Annotated in this window: 15 protein-coding genes, 3 tRNA genes and 1 pseudogene; 6 read left to right on the forward strand and 13 right to left on the reverse strand. The window is 40.6% G+C overall.

Features of this window, described 5'->3' with window-relative positions; genetic code table 11:
• Positions 1–117, reverse strand: a pseudogene (locus tag CXF81_RS07220) (NAD(P)-dependent alcohol dehydrogenase); the annotation flags it as partial.
• Between the two features lie 403 nt (positions 118–520).
• Here CXF81_RS07220 and CXF81_RS07225 point away from each other — a divergent pair.
• The gene (locus CXF81_RS07225) at positions 521–835 is read left to right on the forward strand and encodes a DUF1840 domain-containing protein (RefSeq protein ID WP_101180695.1); all 315 of its coding nucleotides are present in this window, start codon (positions 521–523) and stop codon (positions 833–835) included.
• Between the two features lie 120 nt (positions 836–955).
• Here the strand turns inward: CXF81_RS07225 and CXF81_RS07230 are convergent, their stop codons facing one another.
• Positions 956–1552 carry a hypothetical protein gene (locus CXF81_RS07230; protein ID WP_101180696.1) on the reverse strand — a complete coding sequence of 199 codons (597 nt, stop codon included), beginning with the start codon at positions 1550–1552 and terminating at the stop codon, positions 956–958.
• Between the two features lie 656 nt (positions 1553–2208).
• On the opposite strand from CXF81_RS07230, the gene CXF81_RS07235 reads away from it, so the two are divergent.
• The gene (locus tag CXF81_RS07235; RefSeq protein WP_101180697.1) at positions 2209–2499 is read left to right on the forward strand and encodes a high-potential iron-sulfur protein; all 291 of its coding nucleotides are present in this window, start codon (positions 2209–2211) and stop codon (positions 2497–2499) included.
• Between the two features lie 51 nt (positions 2500–2550).
• Here the strand turns inward: CXF81_RS07235 and CXF81_RS07240 are convergent, their stop codons facing one another.
• The 7 genes from CXF81_RS07240 to dnaQ all read right to left on the reverse strand — a co-directional run bounded on the left by CXF81_RS07240 (position 2551) and on the right by dnaQ (position 7183).
• Complete coding sequence (locus CXF81_RS07240; protein ID WP_101180698.1) at positions 2551–3777, reverse strand: FtsX-like permease family protein; 1227 nt, start codon at positions 3775–3777, stop codon at positions 2551–2553.
• 1 nt (position 3778) lies between these two features.
• Complete coding sequence (gene lolD / locus CXF81_RS07245) at positions 3779–4468, reverse strand: lipoprotein-releasing ABC transporter ATP-binding protein LolD (protein ID WP_101180699.1); 690 nt, start codon at positions 4466–4468, stop codon at positions 3779–3781.
• A gap of 110 nt (positions 4469–4578) precedes the next feature.
• A tRNA-Asp gene (locus CXF81_RS07250) sits at positions 4579–4655 on the reverse strand.
• Positions 4656–4689: 34 nt separating this feature from the next.
• Positions 4690–4766: transfer RNA gene (locus tag CXF81_RS07255), tRNA-Asp, on the reverse strand.
• 26 nt (positions 4767–4792) lie between these two features.
• Positions 4793–4869: transfer RNA gene (locus tag CXF81_RS07260), tRNA-Asp, on the reverse strand.
• A gap of 171 nt (positions 4870–5040) precedes the next feature.
• Positions 5041–6420, reverse strand: coding sequence for a TIGR03503 family protein (locus CXF81_RS07265; RefSeq protein ID WP_101180700.1), 1380 nt, complete (start codon positions 6418–6420; stop codon positions 5041–5043).
• Positions 6421–6481: 61 nt separating this feature from the next.
• The gene (gene dnaQ / locus CXF81_RS07270) at positions 6482–7183 is read right to left on the reverse strand and encodes a DNA polymerase III subunit epsilon (protein ID WP_101180701.1); all 702 of its coding nucleotides are present in this window, start codon (positions 7181–7183) and stop codon (positions 6482–6484) included.
• 78 nt (positions 7184–7261) lie between these two features.
• On the opposite strand from dnaQ, the gene rnhA reads away from it, so the two are divergent.
• Together rnhA and CXF81_RS07280 are read left to right on the forward strand one after the other, a co-directional pair.
• A complete protein-coding gene (rnhA, locus tag CXF81_RS07275) occupies positions 7262–7732 on the forward strand; it encodes a ribonuclease HI (RefSeq protein ID WP_101180702.1) in 471 nt (156 codons plus the stop codon).
• Positions 7729–8910 carry a class I SAM-dependent rRNA methyltransferase gene (locus CXF81_RS07280; protein ID WP_101180703.1) on the forward strand — a complete coding sequence of 394 codons (1182 nt, stop codon included), beginning with the start codon at positions 7729–7731 and terminating at the stop codon, positions 8908–8910. Before rnhA ends, CXF81_RS07280 begins: the two co-directional genes overlap by 4 nt.
• A 32-nt stretch (positions 8911–8942) precedes the next feature.
• Here CXF81_RS07280 and CXF81_RS07285 read toward each other — a convergent pair whose 3' ends face one another.
• The 3 genes from CXF81_RS07285 to CXF81_RS07295 all read right to left on the reverse strand — a co-directional run bounded on the left by CXF81_RS07285 (position 8943) and on the right by CXF81_RS07295 (position 13714).
• The gene (locus tag CXF81_RS07285; RefSeq protein ID WP_101180704.1) at positions 8943–9245 is read right to left on the reverse strand and encodes a PilZ domain-containing protein; all 303 of its coding nucleotides are present in this window, start codon (positions 9243–9245) and stop codon (positions 8943–8945) included.
• Positions 9246–9323: 78 nt separating this feature from the next.
• Complete coding sequence (hrpA, locus tag CXF81_RS07290; RefSeq protein ID WP_101180705.1) at positions 9324–13223, reverse strand: ATP-dependent RNA helicase HrpA; 3900 nt, start codon at positions 13221–13223, stop codon at positions 9324–9326.
• A 233-nt stretch (positions 13224–13456) separates the two neighbouring features.
• Entirely contained in the window at positions 13457–13714 is a 258-nt protein-coding gene (locus CXF81_RS07295; RefSeq protein WP_101180706.1) for a hypothetical protein, read from the reverse strand.
• A gap of 562 nt (positions 13715–14276) precedes the next feature.
• Between CXF81_RS07295 and sbcB the strand changes: the two genes are divergently transcribed.
• Positions 14277–15749: an exodeoxyribonuclease I gene (gene sbcB / locus CXF81_RS07300; RefSeq protein WP_232771831.1), complete on the forward strand. Its 1473-nt coding sequence runs from the start codon at positions 14277–14279 to the stop codon at positions 15747–15749.
• Between the two features lie 80 nt (positions 15750–15829).
• The gene (locus tag CXF81_RS07305) at positions 15830–17476 is read left to right on the forward strand and encodes a DUF342 domain-containing protein (RefSeq protein WP_101180708.1); all 1647 of its coding nucleotides are present in this window, start codon (positions 15830–15832) and stop codon (positions 17474–17476) included.
• A 68-nt stretch (positions 17477–17544) separates the two neighbouring features.
• Here CXF81_RS07305 and CXF81_RS07310 read toward each other — a convergent pair whose 3' ends face one another.
• Positions 17545–18717, reverse strand: a complete 1173-nt coding sequence (locus tag CXF81_RS07310; protein WP_101180709.1) for an acetyl-CoA C-acyltransferase — start codon at positions 18715–18717, stop codon at positions 17545–17547.
• Between the last annotated feature and the right edge of the window lie 74 nt (positions 18718–18791).

Below are 18791 nucleotides of genomic sequence, written 5' to 3' on the forward strand. Positions count from 1 at the left end.
CACACCACAGTAAAGAATTTCAATTTCTACATCGTTATCTCGTAAATCGCGACGCTCGAAAGAAAACTCAGTGAGTTTTGAGCCCGCACTTTTTGCTGCGTATCCTGTTGTGTTCATAATAACTCTATTTGCTCCTAAAACGTTATCTCATTTACAGTATGGTACAAGAGTTTTAAATGTAAACTGACGAGCCGCAATATTCGTAAAAAGACCAAATAATGTTGGCGCTTTGACACCTGAAATTAACATAATTACTTAGCTAACTTTAGAGCGAAGCTCATCTATTAAGGAACAAGTGGGCTGAATTTGTAACTCAAGGGCGGCGGCTATATTGAAATGTTTATTTGCGGTATGCTACTCTTTTTAGGAAACAGCTGTGAATAGTAAATTCAATCCGCTTTTCTTAAAAATACATCCATAAGTCTACTTGAGTAGTCAAAGATTTGGCCCGACCTCACTTAGCAATTGCTGAAATTAATTTACGTTATTGAATATAACCATAAAAAATGAGGATATAAACATGCTAGTAACCTTTTCCAGTCGATCATCTGCCGATATAATGATGTTTGGGGATATAGCGGTTCATCTGATTAAATTGATGGGCCATAGTGGAACTATTCCCAGTGCATTAACTGCCGAAGATGTTCCTGCTGCATTAGCAGTTCTAGAGGCTGCAATGGAGGAAGCAAAGCGAGTAACCGAACCGGAATTGTCGGCAGATGACAATGAGGAGGTTACTCCTGTTAGTCTCCATCACCGTGCTTTGCCTTTAATTAAGATGCTGCAAATAGCAGTTCGTGATGAATCTTACGTAATGTGGGCTGATAACAGTTAACTGACATTAGCAATGGTGCTTTGGACCTAGGGCAGCGATGAGCTAACAAGGTTCATTAGCAAAGCCTTTTTCTGGAGAAACAAGACGGATGCCCTTCTTGCAAACTACAGTTTTAGTAATTCACATACTTTTGGACTGCTTTTGCTTCTTAACTGAGTCAGTAATGGACAGCAAGTTTTTCAAGTAATTTTCGGAATTACCATGATAAAGGTAATGCAGCGAATCAACATAGTCGCATATTTGCTTCTCTGTCATGAGAATGTTTTTTGGCGAGCCAATCGTAGACTCCCCGTTGTAATCCAACGTAATCCTCTCTCCAAACGCGTAATGTTTAACAATACAGCGCATGACCCTCTGGGACTTATCTGAGCTGCGTTCCATTCCTTCAAATTTCTGAATTATTTTTTTTATGTGCGATTCAACAAACGGGTATTGATTAAATACGAATTGCGCCACACTTGTATTGATGTCAGCGAGGCATAAGACGCCCTTTTGAATAACCGTGAAGTCATGATTCTTATCTTCAAAGAAGCCTCTTTTACCCGCCCGTAATTCGGTGATAAGTCTGTCTAGGTCTTCGCTAGAGTAATGGTCCTTAGCGGCATTTGTGTACACTTTGTTAGCGTGATCGCTAAATAGAGGGTACAAGCGATTCAACTTAGTTTTTATACTTTCTTTGGGTATGATTTTTTCAGTGTTGACTTGGTGATTAGGCATATTATATTCTCTATTGAGTCATTCTTATTCTGTCATAAAAATTATAAAAGTGACTTCATAGTCATGCCCACTTTGCCTTACTCGAAGCCCAGTTCTGTTTACTTATTTGCGATACAAGGTTAACTGCCACCATGGTATTAAAGGGAATACATGTGTGCAATTAATACCTTACCATGAATATATGACGAATCCAAATATGGAGTAAATGGTCTACATTACGTTACATAGAAGTGATATCAACCTCCGATACTTGGCTCAGCATGGCCTAGCATATTCTGACTTACCTAGTTGCAAAATCAATACAATGAGGGTTTAAACAAGCAAAGGTAAACACGTCTTCGTCCGCTTCAAAATTCTAAGGATTTAGCGCCAGCTCGTATATCGGATTCAAAAATACTGTTTGGATTGTTTCATTGTGCAACCAAAGCAGAAAAAGTGCTAAAACAAAATTAATATTAGCCTAGCTTAGAAAATGGGATACCAATTAAAACAACCTGCGTTAATGTTCAATTCGATTAGACAGAATCATACAAGTAGGACATGTCTGAAAATCCTACTATATGAGTAGGTATATTCATCCTTAAGACTTACATCTGCAAAGGCGATTTGAGAATATACTTACGAAAAATATTCGTTAATTATGTGAGAAAAATCAGATGAATAAAATTGACCGTCGTGCTTTTTTAAAATTAACGGGTAGCACGTTAATTGGTGTTACTTTAGGCGGAATCGCATTGCGCGTTAACGCACAAGAAAAGATTACCTTAGACGATCCGACTGCGGTCGCTTTAAAATATGTCCACCAATCAGCAGTTGACGGTGAATATTGTAAAAACTGCGCGTACATACAAGGCGAAGAGCAAGCGCAGTGGCCTCCATGTAGCCTTTTCGCAGGTAAACTGGTTGCTGCCGAAGGCTGGTGCTCGGCTTGGATAAAAAAAGGCTAAGCGAGCTTGTTTCCCCTTACAACCATAAAAAAGTCAGCAATATACTTGTTTTTATTGCAGTGCGCTGGCTGGTTGTATATTGGCGGCTTTTGATGCCGGATAAATAGTGGCAATGACACAAAGAATGACAGCCACAAAGTAAGTAGTGACAACGTCGGTAACTTGCAAATCAGAAGGTAAATAGTTAATGAAGTAAATGCCATCGGCTAACAGGGTAAAACCAAATAGTGCTTCAATCGAATCTGTAATTTGATTTAAATAAAGTGCTGCTAATACCCCAAGAAATGTGCCAATACTGGCCCCATAGATCCCGTTTATCATCCCTTTTATTACAAAGATCGTACGTATGAAATTATCCTGCGCCCCCATTGTTTTCAACATCGCAATTTCGCTTGTCTTTTCTTTTACTGACATCACAAGTGATGAAACAATATTGAAACAAGCTACACAAATAACCAATGTCAATGTGATGTAAACAACCGTTCTTACTAATTGAATATCTTGATATAAATGACCATTGGTCCTTGTCCAGTCCGACATATAAACCGCTTGTTTAAAGTCATTACCGTATTCTCTTATTAACTGTCGCCCAGCGAATGGATCAGCTAACTGAAACTCTATATGGGTGCCACCAAGCTTTACATTTAATGCAAACGAAAGTGTTTGCTTTTTCATGATGCCAACAAAATTGTCTGCTTCTCCACCTAAAGAAATTTCACCTAATACAGTTAACCAAAGTACTTTGGGGGCAGCAAAAGATAGATCTAGCGTTGCCGAAGGAAGTAACAATTGTACCTTGTCGCCTATCTCCAAGCCTAGCTTTTCAACAACTCCTTTGCCCAAAAACAAGCCATTTTCATTTTCAGAAAACGCGCCCACAGGGACCTTCATTGCTGTTTTACTCTGCAAATAATTATCATCGACTCCTTGCAGTTCGACTGACTTCATTTTACTCCCGTTTTGCAACAGGCCTGAGGCTTTAGTGTAGGAATATAGATTAAGTACACGTGGATCAGCTGCCACTTTGGCCTTTATGTCATCGTCTAAGTAAACACCATCTGGACTCACTGCAATAAATTCAGCATGCGGAATATAAGAAAGAAGTGTCTCGCGCAACTCTTTTTCAAAGCCATTCATGACCGAGAGTAATAATATTAAAACGAAACAGCCTAAGCCGATGCCTGCCGTTGAGGATGCAGAAACGAATGAAATAAAACCACTTTGTTGTTTACTTTGCCTAAACTTATTGGCAAATGTCCAAGCTAACGAAAAGCGCATATTAGTCCTTTTCCAACATCCGTAATTGTCCATTTTCAAGATACATAATTCTGTCCATTTTTTTAGCTAACTGCACATCATGTGTCACTAACAGAAATGAGGTTTTGAATTCCTTATTTATATCACTGATTAATTCATAAATAGATGCGGTATTTTTGTCATCAAGATTACCAGTGGGTTCATCAGCAAAAATCATCGCAGGTTGATTAATTAACGCTCTTGCTATAGCCACTCGTTGCCTCTCTCCTCCAGATAACTGATGTGGGCGATGCTCTTGTCTATCTTGCAACCCTACTTTAACGAGCAAATCTTTTGCCTTTATCAAAGACTTTTGGTGATTATCACCTTTAATAAATAGCGGCATGGCGACGTTCTCTGCTGCACTAAATTCTGGCAACAGATGATGAAATTGATATACAAAACCGAGTTCAGCATTACGAAACAACGCCTGCTGCTTTTTTGACTTACTAAAAAGACTTTGATCATTGTAAAAAACGTCGCCGGAATCCGGGTTATCTAACGTACCCAATATATGCAGCAGCGTGCTCTTACCTGAACCTGAAGCACCTAAAATGGCGACTTTTTCACCAGCCTTAATGGAAAAGTTGACGTTATTGAGAATTTGCAAGGTGTTGCTAGCATCTGTGTATTGTTTACAGATATTTTCACATTTAAATAGAGGAGATAGCATCAGTTGAGATTAGATAATAAATAGATGCTAATAGTTTACATACTTCTGGAGTTGCTACAAGTTTCGAAAGAATTTTTTATACATAATATTTGTAAGAAACTACACATAAATGGCGGAGTGGACGGGACTCGAACCCGCGACCCCCGGCGTGACAGGCCGGTATTCTAACCAACTGAACTACCACTCCGCAGTGGTATGTTTTTAGCTTGTTTCATGACGAATGGCGGAGTGGACGGGACTCGAACCCGCGACCCCCGGCGTGACAGGCCGGTATTCTAACCAACTGAACTACCACTCCGCAAAATGCGTCATAAAACTTGTAACTGGCGGAGTGGACGGGACTCGAACCCGCGACCCCCGGCGTGACAGGCCGGTATTCTAACCAACTGAACTACCACTCCGCTTTTTACAAGCTAAATCAATGAGTTACAGAATTATACTGAAGCCTGTCCCTGCATTGCGGCGCAGATAATACGGTTTCGCCCCTAGGTAGTCAACTGCTTTTTTAAAATCATTTTTTGCTTGGTGAAAAAACAGACTAATTACGATTTCAATGAGTTTACATGGCACACTTATTCGTCAGCTTCGGATTTCATCTTTGATCTGCTGAAATTTTTGAGCTTATCCATCAATGTAAAGTAGGCTAATTTGCTTCTCAACATAACATGGTCATTCGGATACTTACGCTTATTCAAGACTAAAAATATACCAATACCACCAAACACCAATATAAATAAATTGATCGCAATAATGAAACTCACCGTGTCAGTTGCCGTCCACGTGTCTTTTTCTGGGGTCATTGCTATTCGCGGAACAGGCTCTAAACTGGTGTTATTCACACTAGGTTCAAGCGTTGGTATTGGTATTGGTTCTGGTTCAGGCGGCGCTATAGTCACGAAGGTGTGTTCAGGCACATTAATGATGACCTCTCTGCCATCCGCAGTTGTAGCGAATGCGGTCAGTTTAATTCGATAAATACCAAAACCGTTATTCTTCACCTTAATCACTTTTACTAAATCGTTAGTTTCCGTCATCGTGACATTGTCGGTATCACCATTTGGATGCGTTACTTTGCCATCCAGTAACAACGAATCGAGTTTGATATGCTTACCGTCAGTGTCAACCATAATGACGTGATCAGCTTCATTTGTTTCATCGACATTTACGTTAATAAAGATCGGATTTGGATGTAATATAACGGTTTCATTGATTTGTTCGCGATTATACATTGGCGTCCTAATAATAAAAGTAGGACGCCATTCGCCGCTGGGGATACTGAGATTAAATTGACCGGTAAAAACACCATCACCCGCGATTTCATCAAGGCCTTCGCCATTATCTTGGAAACGAGCGATGGTTCGTGATCCCAAGCCAAAGTTTTCATAATTTGGATTATTGTTACTAACGAAATCGATAGTTAAACTAACCACATCCCGAAAAGGTGAAAAATCCACCTGCTTGCCGTTATTTTTAAGCACAGCGGTTTGCTTGATTATTTCACCTGAATAAATATGACGAGGAATAGGCTGGGCATCCAAGACAATATCAGCAATTACCATGACTTTGCTGCCTTCAAGCACTTGACCGACTGCTTGCCAAGGCCCTGGCATTGGTTTTTTTATGGTAATCATGTCGTACGTTTGCGTTTCGTACCATTGCACATTGGGGTCTTCTTCGTCATTCTCAATAAAAAGCTTTGAACCATCAGGGCGCACTAAAACAACAGGGGCAGACCCCCTGTCTCTGAAAAAAACCATGGTGACTTCATCAACATCACTGTCAACTCTAAACCGATTATTTAATAACAGCACACTGTTTTGAAAATCGGTCCCCAGCGACACAATCGGTGGTGTATCTCTTTTAAGTGATGGTGCTTCTTTCACGGGGTTTTGTAGTAATAAGTCACGTTCGGGGAATGCGTCTTCTTGTGCGTGAGTTTTCGATACAAACATGCACAGGCCCGCAAACAGCAAAACCGCATGCGCGCTACAATGGAGAATTCTGTTATGTGGGTTAGCTACGCCAAACCACTTCTTGAGATTGTTTTTCAATTTTGTCTAAGTATGCCTCGTGATTACTAAGTTCATCGGCAGAGGCCTTAACAACCTTTAAGACACCTTCTAAATTAACTGATCTTGGTGCATTTTTATTTTGAGGATCGGCCCCTTCCGATTCGTGCGCCCAACTCATTGCAGTTTGGCCGCCGGTCATCCATAGGTACACTTCAGCTAAAATTTCCGAATCTAACAATGCACCGTGATGAGTACGATGTGTATTATCTACACCATACACTCGACATAATGCATTTAAGTTGTTTTTTTGACCCGGGCGCATTTCTCTAGCTAGTGCTAAGGTATCTAAAACCGTACAAATTTGTCTGGTTTTTTTAATCGAGCTATTGTTTAACGCAAATTCATTGTCCATAAAGCCTATATCAAATGGCGCGTTGTGGATTATTAATTCAGCGCCTTTTATAAAATCGATGAATTCCTGAGCTATTTGTTTAAAAGCAGGCTTATCTTTTAAAAACTCATTCGTAATGCCGTGCACCGCTATCGCTTCTTCTTCAATGTCACGATGCGGATTGACATAGACGTGATAGGTGTTCCCCGTCAGTTTTCGATTTACCATTTCAACACAACCAATCTCAATGATGCGATGACCTTCTTTGGGGTTGATACCAGTGGTTTCTGTATCTAAAACTATTTGGCGCATACAAAACTTCTTTTAATTATCATGCTGACTAGTATACTTCGGCCTACTTACACCAGACAATCAGAATTCAGTATAAAAATGAAAAAACTTAGCATTTACACCGATGGATCCTGCTTGGGAAATCCTGGACCCGGTGGTTACGGCGCCTTGTTGATATTTAAAGAGCACAAAAAAAGATTATCTAAAGGATTTAAACTAACCACCAACAACCGAATGGAGTTGCTTGCGCCGATAGCTGCATTTAATAGTTTAACAGAAACCTGCAATGTCGATCTGTATACAGATAGCCAATATGTAAAAAATGGCATTAGTCTGTGGATCCACAACTGGAAAAAAAATGGCTGGCGAACAAAAGATAGAAAGGCCGTCAAAAATGCAGATTTATGGCAACAACTCGACGACGCGGTAAATAAGCACGATGTGAATTGGCATTGGGTCAAAGCACATTCTGGCCATCCTGAAAACGAAGAAGTTGATGATTTGGCTCGTGATGCTGCTTCATCATCAGATTTAGTGCCCGATCACGAATATGAAAAAGGTATCGAATGACATCCATTACATTAAAAATAGAACGTGAAAAGTCAATGTTACGTCGCCACCCTTGGATTTTTGAAGGCGCCATAGAAAAAACAGAGGGTGTCATCCGCTCAGGAGATACTGTTGACATTTTGGCCAGCGACGGCACTTGGCTTGCTAAAGCTGCCTATTCACCTGAATCACAGATTCGAGCCAGAGTGTGGTCGTTTACGAAATCAGAAGTTATTGATAATGCCTTTTTTAAACGTAAACTTGAACAAGCGTTGGCCAGAAAGCAAGAGATTTTAAACAAACATAAGACCAATGCCTTTCGTCTTATAGCTGCTGAGGCTGACGGTTTACCCGGCATTACTATTGATGTTTATGTCAATATTATAGTTGTGCAACTACTCAGTGCTGGCGCTGAAAAGCATCGAAGTAAGATCCTGTGGGCTGTATTGCAATTATATCCAGACGCCATAGTGCATGAAAGAAGCGATGTCGATGTGCGCAAAAAAGAAGGCTTAGCACCATTAGTGCAAACACTGCATGGCGAACTCCCTGATTCAGTTATTATTGAAGAAAACGGGCTTAAAATTTGTGTCGATTTAATTAACGGACACAAGACAGGATTTTACCTAGATCAACGAGAAAATAGACGTATTGCAGCCTCCTATTGTGCTGGCAAGACGGTACTTAATTGCTTTAGTTTTACAGGCACTTTCGGTTTATATGCACTTGCAGCTGGTGCTACTCAAATTATTAACGTTGACGCATCTCAATCAGCGCTGACACTCAGTGTTAAAAACGTGCACATAAACGGCTTAGATGAAAATAAAGTAACTCATCTAAAACGTGATGTATTTGAACTGCTTAGAGAATATAAGGAGGCCGGTACAACGTTTGATGTTATCGTGCTAGATCCGCCAAAATTTGTTAGTAGTAAACACAATCTGAATAAAGCATCTCGCGGTTACAAAGACATAAATCGACTGGCACTGTCACTACTCAACGAGAACGGAACTCTACTGACGTTTAGCTGTTCGGGTTTAATGCCACAAGACTTGTTCCAAAAAATCGTAGCTGACGCTGCATTAGATGCTCAGCGTGACGTATTCTTTGTACAAAGACTTGCACAAAGCGAAGACCACCCTGTTAGCGGCAATTTCCCAGAGGGGTACTATCTGAAGGGATTAGTATGCAAGGTATAAATTAGGACCATACAAGGAGTGCTTTACGCTCCTTATTTTATCTCAATAATTTCAACGCCCAACAAGCAACTATTTTCAGTTTCAGCTGTACATCTTAGCACTTTAGCTTTTGCGATGAGTGATGGCACCTGATCACTATTTGACTCGATAGACACAACCAGCAACGCGCCTATGTCCATTGTAGGCTGCTCTATTTCAAGAGACATGCCAGTTGCACTAATGTCTTTGCATATTGCCTGCATGGTCCGTTGCGCGGGGTCGCCTAATAATGCGAGTTCACAGGGCGAGTTAACCATCATTCTATAAAAATTACGCTTATCATCATATGCTATCATTCATTGCTCCAGACATCATGACTCTAAAAACAGTAGCAGTATTTATATTGTGCTGGCGACGATATGTCAACAAATAGCCTACAGTTCGCTCAAACGATTACTGATCCGCTTCAGCGATATTGGCATGCTAGTGCCAAGCTGTTGTGCGAATAAGGAAACTTTAAACTCTTCAATCATCCATTTCACTTCATTCATCGAATCAACATCTGCGCCACTTTTTTGAATCTTCGTAATGGCCTCTTGATACTTAGCGACGGCTTTGTCTACGTCAAGTTGGTTTAGCCTGTCACGATTTGTATCCACTTTTAATTTATCAAAACGCTGACTGAGCGCCATCACATACCGATTCCAATCGTCTAGTCTGTGGTAACCAAAATCAAACACGAAACCTTTATATACAAGTAAGTTAAGTTGGCTTTTTATGGCACCAATATTGGTCAATATGTTAAGAGGAATACTACCCTTGCATTGCTTTTGAATATGATGAGCAACCGTTAGCCCTTTTTCAATTTTTTGGGCTATTTGGAGGGCTAAATGATTAATATTTTCGCGTACAATTTCGCACACTTTATCAAAGTCAGCTTTATCTCTTATTTGTTGCGCTCTTTCCTTCTCGAACTCCCTAACGAGGTGGTCAATTGATGCCAATATAATATCATCAATTAAAATATTTACTTGTCCAAAGGGATTAAAATATAAACTAAGCTTGGCTTTATTAGGTAGCTTTTGTTGCAAGTATTTTAACGGCGAGGGCACCGTATTTTTAATTAACTGGTACACACCGAGGCGATGCGAAATTTCAGCTTCTTGTTGATTATCAAAAAGTATGATATCCACGTTGTTGGATTTTTTAACCAGCGCTGGGTATGCTTTGATTTCGAAACCTGCATGCTTCTGCTCAAATGATTTTGGCAAACTCTCAAAATCCCAAGTCTCTATGTTTTGGCGCTCAAGTTCAGGGGTCGCGACAGATTCCAGTGTTTGTTTTACCTTTCCTTTTAACTCATCTTGCACTGTTGACAAGTTCTTGGCTGAGCTCAACACACGTCCTTGGTCATCTACGACAACAAAGTTGAACTGTAGATGATTGGGTAATTCTGCATCAGCAAAGTCAGCGGTTGTTATTCGCACACCCGCTATTTTATGTAATTTGGTTGCCAGCGCATGCACCATGCTTTGTGGCGCACCGTTTTTATCTAATGGTTGAATTTCGGCTAAACAAGCGTTTGCAAAATCCGGAGCGGGTACAAAATTCCGCCTCAATTTCTTAGGTAGCGATTTGATCAGAGATACAATCAACTCATGCTGGAACCCAGGCACTAGCCAGTCAAAACCGATATCAGCGAGCTGGTTTAAAATGGGTAAAGGAATTTCCAGATTAACACCGTCATTCTGCGCATTAGGCTCAAAAACATAAGTTAAAGGCAATCGCAAATTGCCTTGTCTCCATTCATCAGGAAAAGCAACTTTGCTAATACTAGACGCATCTTTTCTAAGTAGCACCTGAATAGAAAAATCAAGCAAGTCCGGCGTTTTATTGGTCGCAATTTGCCACCATTTTTTAAACTGGGCGTCATTGCAAATATCAGTCGGTAATTTTTCGCTATAAAAATCACACAAATCATCTTCATCGATCAATAAGTCGCGACGACGAGATTTATGCTCTAAGGTCTCTACCTCCTCAATTAATGCCTGATTTTTTCGTAAAAAAGCATAATTTAAGATTGTTTGACCATTCACCAAGGCCTCACGAATGAATATATCTCGACACACAACAGGGTCAATTTGTGAATAATTTACCACGCGTTTTGATACTATTGGCAGGCCGAATAGATTGACATTTACGTAAGCCTGCACTGCCCCTTTCTTTTTGCTCCAATGTGGCTCTGAATATTGCTTATTTGCCAGATGCTGACTGATTGGCTCGAGCCATTTAGGATCAATTTTGGCAACATTTCTGGCGAACAACTTTGACGTTTCAACTAACTCAGACGCAATCAGCCACGTTGGATTAGATTTACTTAATCCTGACCCAGGAAAAATCATAAATCGCGTATTTCGAGAACCAAGGTACTCACGGTTCTTATCTTTAAACCCCACCTGAGAGAGCAAACCTGTCGCCATAACAGTATGAATTGTCTCGTAGCTAGGTTCGGTGCTATTCAACCGATAGCCAATTTCGACGAGCGATTTCTTCATCTGACTGACAATATCTTGCCACTCACGCATCCTTAAATAATGCACGAAAGACTGCTTGCACCATTTTCTTAGCTGGCTGTTGGTTAGGGTTTTCTGATGACTCGAAAATACATTCCATAAATTCAACAAAGACACAAAATCCGAATCTGTATCTGCAAATTCAGCATGTTTTTCATCCGCTATTTGTTTCTTATCTTGCGGACGCTCTCGGGGATCTTGAATACTCAAACCAGCAGTAATAATCATGATTTCTTTGGCACAGTCTCGCTCGCCAGCCTCAACCACCATTTTGGCGTATCTCGGGTCGACCGGCAATCGCGCAATTTTGCGTCCTAATGGCGTTAACACATAACCATTATTTTTTCGCTCAATAGCCTGAAGCTCTTCTAGGAGTTTCATACCATCGTTGATATTTTTACTATCTGGGGGCTGAATAAATGGAAATTGGCTGACTTCGCCCAGTCCGAGCGCTAACATCTGCAATATGACCGATGATAGATGGGTTCGAATTATTTCGGGGTCAGTAAACTCTGGGCGTGACAAGTAATCTTGCTCGGAATAGAGTCTGATACAAATACCATCCGATACTCGTCCACAGCGGCCTGCCCGCTGATTTGCAGACGCTTGAGAAATAGCTTCAATAGGCAGGCGTTGCACTTTGCTTTTATGGCTATAACGCGACATCCTTGCCAACCCAGGGTCAATAACATACTTAATGCCAGGAACAGTCAAAGAGGTTTCAGCCACGTTAGTGGCAAGTACTATTCGTCGGCCGTTGTGCGCTTGAAAAATTCTATTTTGTTCAGACGCTGATAACCTCGCGTACAGCGGCACAATTTCAGTATTCCGATATTGACGTTTTAGCAGTGCATCTTGTGTGTCTCTTATATCTCTCTCACCACTTAAGAATATAAGAATATCACCCGGCTTTTCGCGGAAAAGCTCATCGACAGCCTCGCATATCGCCGTCGTTTGGTCTTGAACTTCTTCTGAATCACTTTCTCCAGAGCTCGGTGGTTCTTGGTATCTAATTTCAACTGGATAAGTACGCCCACTCACCACGATAATGGGAGCGTCAAAAAAGTGCTTAGAGAAACGCTCAGGATCAATTGTCGCTGAGGTAATAATCAGTTTGAGATCTCTACGTTTTACTAATAATTGCTTGAAGTAACCGAGTAAGAAATCAATATTTAAACTTCTCTCATGAGCTTCATCAATAATAATAGTATCGTATTGATTGAGGTACCTATCTTGCTGGATTTCAGCCAACAAAATACCGTCAGTCATCAATTTTATATGACTATTTTCACTTACGTTGTCGCTAAAACGGACCTTAAAACCGACTTCTTTACCAAGTTCAGAATTCAATTCTTCTGCAATACGATTGGCAACACTTCTTGCCGCTAAACGTCTTGGCTGTGTGTGACCAATAAAACCGTCTATGCCACGTCCTAGTTCTAGGCACATCTTAGGAATTTGAGTGGTTTTACCTGATCCTGTTTCGCCTGCAATGATGACAACTTGGTTGTTATCAATCGCATGCTTTATGTCATCGCGTTTATCTGAGACTGGTAAGTCTGGATATTCGATAATAGGGACTGCGTCTTCTCGCCCTTTTCTCGCAAGCTGGGATTGATCGACGCGCAAAAGAAACCGTTCAAGTGCTGACAATTTGTCGTCGCTATCGGGTAACTGTTCAAGCTTTTGATATTGTCGTCGTAACGGGAAACGATCTTTGAGTAAGCACTTTTCAAGTGCATTATTTAATTTAAATTGCATGGGTTATATACAGTAAGCACTTAATAGAGTTCATTTTTATTTTTTAGAGGATGAGTATGGGCAGCATGTCAATGCCGCTTATTCGAATACCATAAGGTTAACAGAACTGATTGTTATTGGCTATTCACCAGCATAAATAGCCACGTAGGAAGCAGCGCATACAGAGTGCCCTGTGTTGAATTAAAGCAAACGCTAAAATAACCAAATGTTATTTAACGTCTGCTGATTTTTTATTATCGGCGCGACGCGATTGCTTGCCATTTATTTAATTCCAGATGCGGCGCTGCAGATGACATTACTTGGTGCTTAAACGCATCAAATGAATGGTACTCAAAATTACTTGTATCACTTAGCTCATTATAAATAACCCGCAACTTCCTAATTGAGAAAAAGGGCACAATTCCGGGATATAAGTAAGCGTCTGCCTGAGACAGTCCATTATCTGCATTGCCAAACGACAAGTCAGACTCCATTTTTATTACTTCACGCATGATGGCTTCCTAGCTATAGGTGATAGTACACAGTATAGCGCTAAGTCAGCGACTTGCTATATAACTAAACAAGCTAAATGTGCGTTATTTTTATGCTAAAAAGTATTTCAAAACCGCAAGTGCTGCCTACACTAGCTATAAAATGATATCATCAAATTGAGCATGTCCCTCTTAGAAAGAAATAGTATTAAAATAAAAATTTAGGGTCTAAAAGTAATAACTAACAAAAACAACAGATTTCATAATATCGGTTAAAAGCGATTAATATCAATTAGTTAACATAACAAAACAATGTAAGTTCATAATATATCGGGTAAAAAAGTAAGCCTATATTTACTGAAAAAAACACTCTAACTGGGCATTAGTAAGTGCAAAATATTGCGTAAATTCATACAGTAAATAGCGACATAATGACGTTTAAAAATAAAAATTACCTAGGGTCAGGTTTAATGTTTGTTTAAGCATGATAAAGTGCAATAAATAAACTCATAAACACAAGTCTACAACTAAAAACATGTCCTCATCTTCAGTGAAAGAGATCTTTAAAGATATATTAGTAGATATGTCAGTTAAGAAAAAAAACCAAGATGACTACGCTAAGTATTCAGGGCCAACGTTACTTTGGCACGATTATGAAACTTGGGGGGTTGACCCTAAACACGACTTCCCTTGTCAGTTTGCAGCAATTAGAACAGACTTAGAGCTCAATATTATTGGAAATCCAGTCAGTTACTTTTGTCAGATCCCCAATGACTATGTGCCCAACCCTGTTGCTTGTTTAGTGACCGGTATTACCCCGCAACAGAGCCTAAGAGACGGCTTTCTCGAAGCCGAGTTTGCCGCCAAAGTTGCGCAGGTAATGGACAAACCAGATACCTGTGTTGTTGGTTATAACAGTATTCGGTTTGACGATGAGGTCACTCGATTTCTCCGCTACAGAAATTTCTACGACCCTTATGAACGGGAGTGGAAGAATGGTAATAGTCGTTGGGATATTATTGATCTTGCAAGAGCTTGTTATGCATTGCGTCCTGAAGGAATTAAATGGCCATTAAATGAGACTGGTTTTCCGTCATTTAAGTTAGAGCATCTCACCGCAGCCAACGGGATCGCTCATGAATCTGCTCACGATGCCGTGTCAGACGTAAAAGCAACCATTGCATTTGCTCAGTTAATAAAAGCGAGCCAGCCTAAACTATTTGATTTCTACTTTTCACTACGTAATAAAAACACAGTAATGCAAAACATTGATATTGCCAGTCAAAAGCCTTTTTTGCACATTAGCGGAATGTTGCCCGCAGCACAGGGTTGTTGTAGTTGGTTCATGCCCATAGCAATGCACCCAACAAATAAGAATGCAATTATTTGCGTCGATCTATCTACCGACTTGTCTGCTATTGAAAACATGAATCCCTTAGATTTAAAAGAAATAGTTTATACCAAACAAGATGACCTTCCAGCCGGTGTCAAAAAGCCCGGCATAAAGCTGTTACATATAAACAAATCACCATTTGTTGCACCCGCAAAAACTCTGACACCAGAACATGCAAAAAGGCTAACTATTAGCAGACAAACCTGTTTAAAAAATCATGAATTTGTTAAGGGGATCGTTGATATTACTGAAAAGCTGTCTGCCGTTTTTGACGACGAAAATAGACAATATACTGAAGTTGATATCGATGCATCGCTTTATACTAGAGGTTTCGCTTCTTCCGCCGATAAACAGTGGATGACAGAGGTTAAAATGGCTGCCCCTGAACAGCTAGCCGTTTGGCAAGACAAAGCACCTAACGCGCTCTATGCTGAACAGCTCATGCGCTACAGAGCCAGAAACTTTTTAAATACCTTAGATCAGTCAGAATTAGATAAATGGCAGGCCCATCGAAAGGCAAGGTTTACCACTGATAACAAAAAAACCTGCCTCTCAATTGCCGAATGTCAGATGGAAATCGAAGAGCTTGCTGAGAAACACGCGGACGATGTTAAGAAAATAAACCTACTGTCGACAGTGACTCGTTATATAGAACAATTGTAAAAGATTGGGATTACTGCTAAAACAACGAAGGTTATCCTAACGTCGTAATTATGACTTGAATAGGTGTGGAAAAAAGCAATATGAAAGGTGTAACATTAACCGTAAATAAAGCCGCACGACAACTGTTGGCTACGGTCGACCCATTGTTGGTCGAGGGCTTACTGCAACCCAAATCGATAGATACATTAATTCAATCATCAGACTACAAAAAGTTTTTTATTTTAGCAGATGGTATCGCCTCCTTGTGTACGCTGAGTAACGCTGCGAAAGCAGCCAATAGCTTAGAGGAAAAGACCCAAGTCATTGGTGAAATGAAAGATGCTAAAATAAGCATTAATATTGCCACTGACCAGATGTATGCTGAGATCACCATCGAATCACCTTTTGCAGGCAATGTCGCTTCGTATAATGATATTGTTGCTCTTTTGCATAAAGAGGGAGTCAAAAAAGGCATTAGTAAAAAAAGAATTAACAATCTGATTTTTCAGGCAACAGAGGCTAATAGCGGCATTGCGTTTACAGATATTATCGCCAGAGGACTCACTGCCAGAGACGGAAAAGCGTCCATCTTAAAATCACTTTATCCCAACGCAATAGATAGGATATTGCAACCCCAGGACGCAGATAACAACAAGGTTGATATGCGCAACTTGGGCGATATTTTATGTGTCTCAGCGAACACCGTGGTAGCCCAAAGGAGTGCGCCAAGCAAAGGTCGAGTTGGTTATACGGTAACAGGTTCTCCTTTAAAACCGAATGTAGGTGAATGGAAAGAAATAAAATTAGGTGCTAACACCAGTATTAGTCTTGACGATGAAAATCTAGTTATAGCGACGGTCACCGGTCAGCCCAAATTTGAAAATGAAATCATGAATGTAGACGACACCTTTCAAACAAAAGGAGTCAATGTTGGAACTGGCAATATAAACTATGCTGGGGCGGTTATTGTCAATGGCGATGTAACTGAGAGTATGCAGGTTATTGCGAAAGGCGACGTTATTATAAACGGATTTGTAGAGTCAGCTACCATTAGATCGGGAGGCGATATTATTATCACTGAAGGTGCTATGGGGAAAATGAACGAAGAAGATTGCAAATTGCATGCAAAAGGCAGCGTATTTGTGCAGCACGGGCAAGGCTTGGATATTGTAACAAGTAAAAATTTGAATGTGCGCAAACAACTCGCTTACTCAAGAGTCAAGTGTGGAGGAACGATAACTATAGGTGATCCTGACAAGCCTATGGGGAGCATATTTGCTAGCACTGTCCAATGTGGTTCAACACTCTATGCAGGAACCGTTGGCGCTATATCAGGCAGTGCATTAACAATTGATTTTAGTGACGGTGTTAACGTATTAAATACCCGCTATGAGGCAGTTTTAACTGCATTGAAACAGTTACGGGAAAACAACTTTGACCACGGAGTCAAATTGCGTGAATTACATTCAAAACATGTTCCCAATGCGCTCGTCATGCAACTCAATAAAATGGATTCTGTTTTTGAGTCAGAAAAACACCTTTTAAATTGGTTGGAAGGCGTTGAGGCTGAAATGCGTCAAGCTAAAATTGAGTATGAAAAAAATGCTAAAGTTGTTGCGTACAAAGAAATGTTTCATGGAGTGTCAATAAAAATGAATAAGCGCAGTTGGCGATCTGAAAAAGAATATTTTAAATCTGTTGTTAGCCTTGTCGATGGAAAATGGCAATACACTCCTCTGCTTAATTGAGGCGTAAAAAAAGGCATCACTTTACAGATGCCTTTTTTATTTTCTTAACTCAGCGTTATCGCTCTTTCTTAAAGCATTTCAACAGCTAATGCAGTCCCTTCGCCACCGCCAATACACAAAGCAGCAATTCCTTTTTTGAGGCCGCGTTGTTTTAGTGCATGTAACAAAGTAACCACAATACGAGCGCCCGATGCACCTATTGGATGACCCAATGCGCATGCACCACCTTTAACATTAACTTTGCTGGCGTCTAAACCCAATTTTGTGATAGCCAACATCGTAACCATGGCGAAGGCTTCATTAATTTCGAACAAATCAACATCGTCTTTTGTCCAACCCGCTTTGACAAACACTTTTTCTATAGCACCAACCGGCGCAACGGTGAAATCTTCAGGCTTAATGGCATTAGTTGCGTGTGCAACAATTTTTGCTAATGGTGTTAAACCCAAAGCAGAGGCTTTAGACGCAGACATAATTACTAATGCTGCAGCACCATCTGATATTGAACTAGAGTTTGCAGCCGTCACTGTGCCGTCCTTCGTAAAAGCAGGCCTTAATGATGGTATTTTTTCAGGTTTGGCGTTACCAGGACCTTCATCGGTGTCAACAGTGATATCGCCTTTGCGAGATTGGACCGTAACCGGCGCAATTTCATCAACAAACGTGCCATCTGCAATCGCTGTGTTGGCCTTCAATAATGAACTAACCGCAAATTCGTCCATTTGCTCGCGCGTAATACTCTCAGAATCAGCGGTATCCTGAGCAAAGCATCCCATCGCTTTGCCGTCGTAAGCATTTTCAAGCCCATCTAGCATCATGTGATCTATGATTTGACCGTGCCCCATACGATATCCAGCTCTGGCTTTTGGCAATAAGTAGGGAGCACTGCTCATATTTTCCATACCGCCTGCTACAATTACCTCAGCACTGCCTGCAAGAATTAAATCATGCGCCAACATAATCGCTTTCATACCCGAGCCGCAGACTTTATTTATTGTTGTAGCGCCCACCGCCATTGGTAAACCCGCACTCAGTGTCGCTTGACGAGCCGGTGCTTGGCCTAAACCAGCAGGTAAAACACAACCCATGATGACTTCATCAATGTCGCCGGAATCAATTCCGTTGATAGCGGCAGTAATCGCCGTTGCTCCTAGCTCTGTCGATGTAACTGCTGACAAAGCCCCCATAAAACCGCCCATTGGTGTCCGTTTTGCCGCAACTATTACAATTGAATCACTCATTACACTTTTCCTATGGTTGATAAAATAACCCATTAATTAACTATACATTACCTTAGGTCGTTTAAAAGCGGACT

The organism is Glaciecola sp. 33A (assembly GCF_002836745.1).
Taxonomy (GTDB): domain Bacteria; phylum Pseudomonadota; class Gammaproteobacteria; order Enterobacterales; family Alteromonadaceae; genus Glaciecola.